Origin of the sequence: Rhodoferax ferrireducens (assembly GCF_003347515.1) — a bacterium.
Lineage (GTDB): Bacteria > Pseudomonadota > Gammaproteobacteria > Burkholderiales > Burkholderiaceae_C > Rhodoferax.
In genome coordinates this window covers 1-7489 of record NZ_QEII01000176.1, presented here as the reverse complement: position 1 = coordinate 7489, position 7489 = coordinate 1, and the positions used below count along the sequence as shown (strand labels likewise).

General features: G+C 55.2%; 8 protein-coding genes. 4 read left to right on the top strand and 4 right to left on the bottom strand.

Annotated elements, in window-relative coordinates; genetic code table 11:
• Positions 1 to 573 precede the first annotated feature (573 nt).
• Positions 574 to 810 (bottom strand): transposase, encoded by a 237-nt coding sequence (locus C5P05_RS35195; protein ID WP_114968077.1) that lies wholly within the window; start codon positions 808 to 810, stop codon positions 574 to 576.
• Between C5P05_RS35195 and C5P05_RS01185 the strand changes: the two genes are divergently transcribed.
• Both C5P05_RS01185 and C5P05_RS01180 read left to right on the top strand, forming a co-directional pair.
• Positions 780 to 1799 (top strand): hypothetical protein, encoded by a 1020-nt coding sequence (locus tag C5P05_RS01185; RefSeq protein WP_198674582.1) that lies wholly within the window; start codon positions 780 to 782, stop codon positions 1797 to 1799. The genes C5P05_RS35195 and C5P05_RS01185 overlap by 31 nt on opposite strands.
• A gap of 10 nt (positions 1800 to 1809) precedes the next feature.
• Entirely contained in the window at positions 1810 to 2640 is an 831-nt protein-coding gene (locus tag C5P05_RS01180) for a hypothetical protein (protein WP_232834293.1), read from the top strand.
• Positions 2641 to 2654: 14 nt separating this feature from the next.
• Here the strand turns inward: C5P05_RS01180 and C5P05_RS01175 are convergent, their stop codons facing one another.
• Both C5P05_RS01175 and C5P05_RS01170 read right to left on the bottom strand, forming a co-directional pair.
• Positions 2655 to 4166, bottom strand: coding sequence for a DUF3482 domain-containing protein (locus C5P05_RS01175; protein WP_114968076.1), 1512 nt, complete (start codon positions 4164 to 4166; stop codon positions 2655 to 2657).
• On the bottom strand, positions 4156 to 5619 hold the full coding sequence (locus C5P05_RS01170; protein WP_114968075.1) for a DUF2868 domain-containing protein: 1464 nt from the start codon (positions 5617 to 5619) through the stop codon (positions 4156 to 4158). The genes C5P05_RS01175 and C5P05_RS01170 overlap by 11 nt, the downstream gene beginning before the upstream one ends.
• A gap of 718 nt (positions 5620 to 6337) precedes the next feature.
• Here C5P05_RS01170 and C5P05_RS01165 point away from each other — a divergent pair.
• Together C5P05_RS01165 and C5P05_RS01160 are read left to right on the top strand one after the other, a co-directional pair.
• Complete coding sequence (locus C5P05_RS01165; RefSeq protein ID WP_114968074.1) at positions 6338 to 6751, top strand: hypothetical protein; 414 nt, start codon at positions 6338 to 6340, stop codon at positions 6749 to 6751.
• 166 nt (positions 6752 to 6917) lie between these two features.
• Positions 6918 to 7250 carry a hypothetical protein gene (locus C5P05_RS01160; RefSeq protein ID WP_114968073.1) on the top strand — a complete coding sequence of 111 codons (333 nt, stop codon included), beginning with the start codon at positions 6918 to 6920 and terminating at the stop codon, positions 7248 to 7250.
• A gap of 28 nt (positions 7251 to 7278) precedes the next feature.
• Here the strand turns inward: C5P05_RS01160 and C5P05_RS01155 are convergent.
• The coding region (locus C5P05_RS01155; protein ID WP_198674581.1) for a transposase domain-containing protein at positions 7279 to 7489 on the bottom strand (211 nt) is incomplete at its 5' end.

Here is a 7489-nt window from a genome sequence, read left to right as displayed (position 1 = left end):
ATGGATTCACCCAGCATGTCCATCCTCAGCCCTGATGGCGACATCGCCGCGAACCCGCAGGGATTCGATCGTGATGCATTCCTGAAGCAGCTCGCCATCGAAATTACGGCCTTCTTTGACAAGACCCCTCTCTAGCCCCTGAAGCCGGACACCCATCGAACTGGCATGACCGAGCACAACGTCGGCTTCCTGTTTCTCGAACGAAAATTGAATGGCCGCTCTGCCCTGACGGGAGCACCCGCTATGGGCACCCAGGAGCCGGCGACGGCAGGCAGATATGGAGCGGCCCAGGAAGCGGCAAGTCCGAACGACCGTTGGCGGGCGGGCAATTTGAGATGATGGCTGGCTCTTGACGACCAGGAGCGGCCATTGGGCGCAGTCGCTCCAAAGCGGCCTGTCATCGACCCGAATTCTCGAGACCGGTCGTTCAATCTGAAAAATTAAACTTTGGCCGTATCCGGCTCTCGTGCAGCGGAAGTCGACGGTCACGAATACCCGCTACCTGGAAGTCCACTTGCAATTGATTGGCATCGACATCAGCGTCGCCCGCCACCACCTCAAACACCTCGTCAATCACGCAAAGATGGAGGTGAAAATTGAACCCATCAGACCTTGGGTCTTGCACAGCGGTCGGCGAAATACTAAGCGCAGCATCTGGTTGGTCTTGATTGCAAAATCCAAATAGAAGCCTTGCCCACGACGCGTGCTGCGCGGCTGGACAACCCAATGATCGATCGCTTCAGCCGTGATCCACGAGGTCAGGCTACCGCGAGCGCGAAGTGCTGCATCGTACCCATGCCTTTTGTGCACCGCAGCCTCATCTTGGGATTATGATGGCAGCACTTGGCGTTGTATTTGTTGGGCATGCGGCAGCTTGGATAGCCAGCAGGGTCTGCGAGACTAACGGCCCGCCGTCAGACATCCGTGCAATAACGCCAATGAAATCAAGAAACATTCTTTTCGCCTCACTGGCATGGTTCCAGCTCGCAATCAGTCTCCTGCTTGCTGCTGCGATCATTTGGGGCTATGTGACCTTCCAAGCCTCGATAGGTCAATTTGTCAGCTCTCTTTCAGCATCTATCGGCGCGGTCTCCACGGTCGTGGTCAGAACTGCGGAGACAGTCGAAGCCAGGCAGGAAATGCTCGATGAAACACAGAAGGTGCTCGTGGAAACGCGCAACTTGATCACTGAAATCAAGGCCATGACTGAAAAGCATGCAAAGCTTGGCCCTCAATATGCGGCCGGCATGAAGGCAACGTCAAACTTTCTAGGCAAGGTTGCCGGTCCACTTCAAACTATTGGAGAAAAGATGATAGGGATGTCGGTTCCGAACATCCAGATCGTTGGAATCAAGCCTGTAGTCACGATGACAAAGCCGCTTGAAGAACAAGGAAAACAATTGAAGGAGGTGGCTCAGGATTTCAAGACAGTCAGAGTCACTCTCGTGGGAATCTCCGATTCAATTGATCAGGATGGCCAGAAGGTTGGCACGGCATTCATTGCGACAAGTGACCAAGCGATCAAAGTCATTGGCGAGACCGAGAAGACACTGGCGCGCCTGAAGACGCAAGACCTGCCCAAAGCAATCGCCGACCTGAAAGCAACTTCCGAAAACCTGCGCAGCATCAGTGCACAGGTCGACACAGTCAGCAACGTAGGCCTGGTCATGTTGGTCGTCGGACTTCTCCTGGCGTTGTGGTGCATCGTGCACAGTCTGGGATCCTTGCTGTTGGTGAGATCTCACGCCTTCGGTCCAGACGCTGACAAAGCCACAGCGATCACCAATGCAAGATTTTAAGGACCCAAGAATGAAAATCACCCGTCACATCGCCCTGATCCTGGGCCTGCTGGTGGTGCTCGTATGTTCGTGGATTGCACCCATGGATGCGCCAGCCATGACACAGGTTGATGCTGGCCTCAAGAGGGCGCTGGTTAGCTTTGCTTCCGCACGGGCCCTCAATGGGCTCTTGTCGGTAGTCCAAGCTGCGCAGGTGGACATCCAACCGGCAGGCATTGGGGTCACCCTGTCACCTGGGCAATTGCTGGCCCCGGTGAATGAGTTGGTGAAGCACTTCGCCGACTTGATGCTGCTGGCATGCGTTGCGTTCGGAATTCAAAAAGTCTTGATCAGCATCAGCGGCTATTGGTTGATCTCCGTTGCGTTGACTGTGGTGGCGCTGGCGTGGGCGGCGTCCCATCTCCGACAGAGCCATGCGCCCAGATGGTTGTCGAGGGCACTTGTGCTGATGTTGATGCTGCGCTTCGCCATACCCGTGGCCTTGTTGGGAACTGACGCGCTTTCGCAGAAATTCCTGGCAGCAGACTACACGGCGGCCCAGAGCGCTATTGATACAACGACAGCCGAGGCCGGCAAAGTGAAAGCCCCGGAACCATCAGCGAGTGACGACAAGTCATGGCTACCCAAAGTGCCCAACTGGGTCCCAAGCCTGTTGGAAGTCAAGGATCGGTATACCAAGATGAAGCAGGCCGTGGAGCAGTCGACGGAGCACATGGTCAAGCTGATGGTGGTCTTCTTGCTACAGACCATGTTGCTGCCCCTGCTGATGTTATGGGCCTTATTTGGGATAGCGAGGGTCAGTGTTGAGCAGCCGAGTTTGTTACCCAGTAATGCGGGCTAACTCAACTTCATCGCTTATCTGGGATTGCCTAGATGCAACTCATTGGATTCCGGGTGAATATCCAGAAGAACATCCCGGATTGAGTGTCGGACCAATATCGCGCAGTCGGTCTGCGCGCTTGCTGTTTTTGGATTCGAGCCGATGCCCGACCACAAAAGTTGGAGTCGCTGCTTGTAGCGGTTTACCGTCAATCTGGCTGAGGTGCTCCAGGCCTTCGGCGCTTCCTTGGGACGCCACTGACCCTGACCACGTCCGAAGTGCGCGATGGCGAGATACAGCATCAGCGATTTTTCAAATGCCTCGGTCAATGAGTCCGAACTCCATCCGACCACCTTCTTGTCCTTGTTGGTACCGACGTTGTAGCCCTTGGCCAGCGCGGCGCCCCCGGTAGCCCCTAGAACCCCTCCGACCAAAGCGCCCGTGCCCAGCGTCAATCCGCCGGCAAGCAGATCAGCGACTAGACCGGTCAAAACACCCGATATGACTCCACCGAGAACGGTCACGGCTCCGCCGTCCATAGGCTTGTCTGTCACTAGTTTCGCATTTGCGATCTTCATGATTTCTGCGGCGGCCTCACCATCCAGGCGGTTGATGGCAATCAGCTTATCAGTCACTGCTTTGCTTCCTTCGGCGTAGCGTTGCGCCAAACCCTGCATCGCCAATTCAAGTGGACTCAGACTATTGGGTTTGCCCCAAGGAATGGATTTTCGCAGAGTACCCAAAATGTCCTTCACGCCGTCAAACCAGCCCGCCTCAAGCTCCACCTTATCACTGGCCAGGTGCAACAGATAATCCGTTATCGCTGCCAAGGATTCATCGAAGCGATCAGCGTAGGTTTTTCCTAAAGCGGCCGCCAGTTTCATGTACCCGTCTCGCTCCTTTTCAGGTAAAACCTGTCCGATTTTATTGAATAGTGCTATCTCCTGCACCCAGCACCGTGTGTAAGCATCCAGGTTTACTACGCCGCGAACCGCCGGAAAGTTTGACAAGTGATTGCGCCACTCTATAACTCGCTCTACTTCTGACACTTGACCGTGTTGATCGCCGCCCTGGTTGAGAATGGCCAATACCGGTTTTCCCACCCAATCCAAGACCTGAAGTTCCGGCGCCACATACACTGCCTCAAACGGTCGCTCCTGCAGGTTCACGGGGTAAACAATCACGCTGGCACGTGCGCGTAAATCAAGTGCCAGTCGCTGGCATCGCCACAGTTTCCGATTGAAGACTTGATCCCAAATTTCACGCACCCCCCATGCGATCCAGCGATGCTCCTGCCTCAGCCGTTTGGCAAGGCGAAAGCTATCACCGAATCCTGGCGTGTCCCACAGACGCAATGCGCCAATGTCTTGATCGACGATGAGATCGTAGGCAATCGTGGCCTTGGTCACATCGGGCGCGTCCTCTATCTCGCCGACGTCCTTACCCAGTAAAGTACGCAGCAGGGTCGTCTTCCCTACGTTGGTGTGCGCCACCACGAAGATATCAATCTGCGGCCCATTTGTTTCGCCAATGGCATCAGTCGTCATGGTTCAATCTGTCGTTCAAAATTTTCAGGTCATCGTTGGCAGCTTTGTGAAGATCCAGAAACAAGGGCTTGAACCTGATTCTGTCCAGGGTTTGGCGCCACTGGATGCAGCGCTGCCGAAGGCGCTCGGGGTCGTCCTGGCGGTAGGCGCCCGTGTCCACGATGGGGACGATTGGTGTGCCGTGTTCGATGGCTTTCTGTAAGGCCTGTAGCAGGGCTCCGTGGGTGTCACCCTCGGCTGTGGCCGTCAGATTGAAGATCACCAAGACAGCGACGTGCCCTTCGCGTTTGACGGGGTTTTTCCAGTCTGTGGCGTCGTCTCCCATCAAGACGGGTTGATCGATGGTGATGTCCACCGCCAGTCCATAGATTCGCTTGAGCATGGCGCCGAGGTTGGCACGCAACGCGGGCGACAACTCATATCGGAAAGGCACCACCGAAACACCGATGCGTTGCCCGCGCCAGGCCGCGCGCAGCGTGGTGAAGTAAGTGGCAGTCAAGGGCAGGGCAAAGTTGCGGCGCATCCGCCAGCGCGCAAACGCATTCAACGCGACCAGGTAGAACCTGGGGATGACGACCCAAGCCAGCACGGATCCGAAATAGAGCCAGACCCAGTTCTCTGCAACTTCGCCGGGGCTCGGTGGCATGCGCAAGCTTTCTATGTGCTTGGCATCCGGTATCGGCCTGGTGAGTAAAAAGGAACCTGGTGCCAGCACCCAGCTAATGACGGTGTGTATCAAACTGGCATCAATTGAACTCGTCAAGGATGTTTCCCAGCCAACCCTGTAGTGCTTCGAGGCGAATCCATAGATCAGATGAGCCAATGCGCCAAGCGTGAACAGCATCGAGGCTAGATTCGCCGCCACCTTGAGGCGGGCCACGTTGATGGGGCCGCACAGGTGGCTCCAGTCGTGCTTGAATGTGTCTAGCCAAGGTCTTTGCCGTTTTCTACCGAACCAGAGCGATTCGGATGCGCGGAATTTGCCGAACAGCTCGATCACGGGGCCGATCGGCTGCTTGTCACGCACGAACAGGTGCAAGACCCAGTTGATGAAAAACCAAGCCATAAACGCCAGGTTCCACACAATCAGCAGCACTAGCGGCAATTCAACAACATTGATTTGTCCGGGATGCATGATATTGGTTGCCATGAGATCGGTCATGAAGCCGCATACCAGCGCCAAGACGGCCAGTACCTGACCGGCCACAAAGGGCCACCGTGGTTGCCGCAGCTGGATTGCGCGATCCGGTGTGCGCTTGTTGAATGTTTCCAGGGCCCACTGCGCCCGGCGCGCCACAAACTCAGCAAAGGATGCCTTGGGGCCCACCAGTTCGATGGTGGCACGGGTCGCTGCTTTGGCATCGTCGGCTGACCAGACCGCATCATTGCTTTGCGTCTGCTCAAGAACCCGAACAAGCGTGATTTGCTGGGCTTGTTGTTCAGTCAGCCGCATGTTTGCTGCCTTCCAAGGCCTTTGGATATATCGCTCTGAGCGTCTTCAGAATAAAGGATAGGAAATTCAACCACATGAGACAAAGTATCGCACGCAGGGTCAGCCATAAATGGTCATAACAATCCGCACTTCGAGCCCGGCAATACTCTACTGGGCAGGCCCGTCGCCAAAAGATCCCGGCCAGGAGTGAGGCTACCGGCACACCGGGCGCCGGACTACCCCGCAGCGAATCTGAATCGCCGTTTCGCTCAGTCACCAGTTGACGCGCTGAATGGCATCAAAGTCAGGTGCGGGTTCCGCCGCCAGATTCCGGTCCGGCTCGCCGTCTAGAGTGATTCCCACATTTCTGGGATGAAATGCCAATGCCCGGCTTGGAGGAGGCAGTTCGCCAACCGCTACCACCGCAATCATTCTTGACCCGTCCTTCAAGCTGAAAAGTGCGCAGTTCATCGGCCACTGACTCTTGCAGACCCTTATGCAGAGATGTACATAAAGACCCAAAGCGGTCTGTCACATTGCAATATGGATCTGCCATTTGTTGTCGTTCAGTTAAAGTCCTTACCCTCAGGGTGAGGGTTGCCCATGTCGAGCACTTCGCATCTCAAGGGGCATCGGTTCCCCAGTGGCTTGGCTTGAAAAAACATGATCTGGGACTTTTGGCGGGATGGCGGCTGATGCGGCTTGGCAAGCTGTGGCTTAAAAAAAAGAGGAAAACAATATGCTGTTAACTGATATCGCCGTCGAGCACACTCGGGTGTCCAAAAAGAATGGGGTTCGTCAGACTTTCTTGCTGCATCCGTTTACCAACACGCAGCGAGATACGCTTGGTAAATTCGAGATCGTTCGTGACATCAGTGAGCCAGGGTTCAAAGAAGTTAAACGCTCAGCCTTCGTGACGTTTCAACAATTGGCTGAGTTGTATTCGAAAGGCGTACTCGAAGAATTCGGGTTTTCCGTTCGTATGTGTCCGGGTCAGGGCACGTACCCCACTGCGAATCCTGTAAAAAAGGTACTGCCAACCAGCATCAGGCCAGGCTCACCGTTCGACCTGGCTGTTCAAAAGGTGGATGTTTCAAAACCTCCTAATCGCGAATTGAGAACAGCTTTGCTTCGCACTAACGTCAAACTTTAAGGGTAATGACGCTAATTTATGGCCTGTCCACCGTTTAAAGCCAATCACTCGAAGACCAATGGCGTCATCCTGCCTTCCACGGCGCTGGGTGCGAAAGAGCGCAGAAAATAGCGCCCCATTAGATATGGGAGTAAAGACCTACGCTTCTGTAGGCGCGGAGTGACGAATGAACGAACAAGAACTCAGTGGCATCGTGCAAGCACTGCACGACATGGAAAATCGATATGAGAAGCCGACCAGCGCGGCAGCGCCGCACTTAAACAGCTCGGATAGAGCAAAGTTCAAAGGACTGATGCTGGAAGCAAAAAGCATTCTGGATGCGGGTCTTGGGCTCAACGACTTCGGCATTCCTCTATTGAGGATGACAAACCTTCCCGGCTACGGTGCGTTCAATCCGCCCACGCTGGAACAACTGCACGAAGCAATCGGCCTTGTAGAAGGCGGGCTCAATCAACTACGGCGGAAGAACAGCAGTAAGCAACTGGTGAACACACATTGATGCGCTCATCGCGTCAATGTATCAGCCGTCAACGACTGCTACTTTGAGGCTGCCAACGGTGGGGCAGCAAGTCACCCACCTGACTGGCGCGTTGGGTCGGCAGGCGAGTCAGCACATCTTTCATGTAGGCATACGGATCATGGCCATTGAGTTTGGCCGATTGAATCAAACTCATGACCGCTGCGGCACGTTGTCCCGCGCGCAGTGAACCCGCGAACAGCCAGTTGCCTCGCCCAATG

Bases quoted from the DNA above. Each gene is read 5' to 3' on its own strand.
- C5P05_RS01175 (WP_114968076.1), bottom strand. From the start codon at position 4,166: ATGACGACTGATGCCATTGGCGAAACAAATGGGCCGCAGATTGATATC.
- C5P05_RS01170 (WP_114968075.1), bottom strand. From the start codon at position 5,619: ATGCGGCTGACTGAACAACAAGCCCAGCAAATCACGCTTGTTCGGGTT.
- C5P05_RS01165 (WP_114968074.1), top strand. From the start codon at position 6,338: ATGCTGTTAACTGATATCGCCGTCGAGCACACTCGGGTGTCCAAAAAG.
- C5P05_RS01180 (WP_232834293.1), top strand. From the start codon at position 1,810: ATGAAAATCACCCGTCACATCGCCCTGATCCTGGGCCTGCTGGTGGTG.
- C5P05_RS01160 (WP_114968073.1), top strand. From the start codon at position 6,918: ATGAACGAACAAGAACTCAGTGGCATCGTGCAAGCACTGCACGACATG.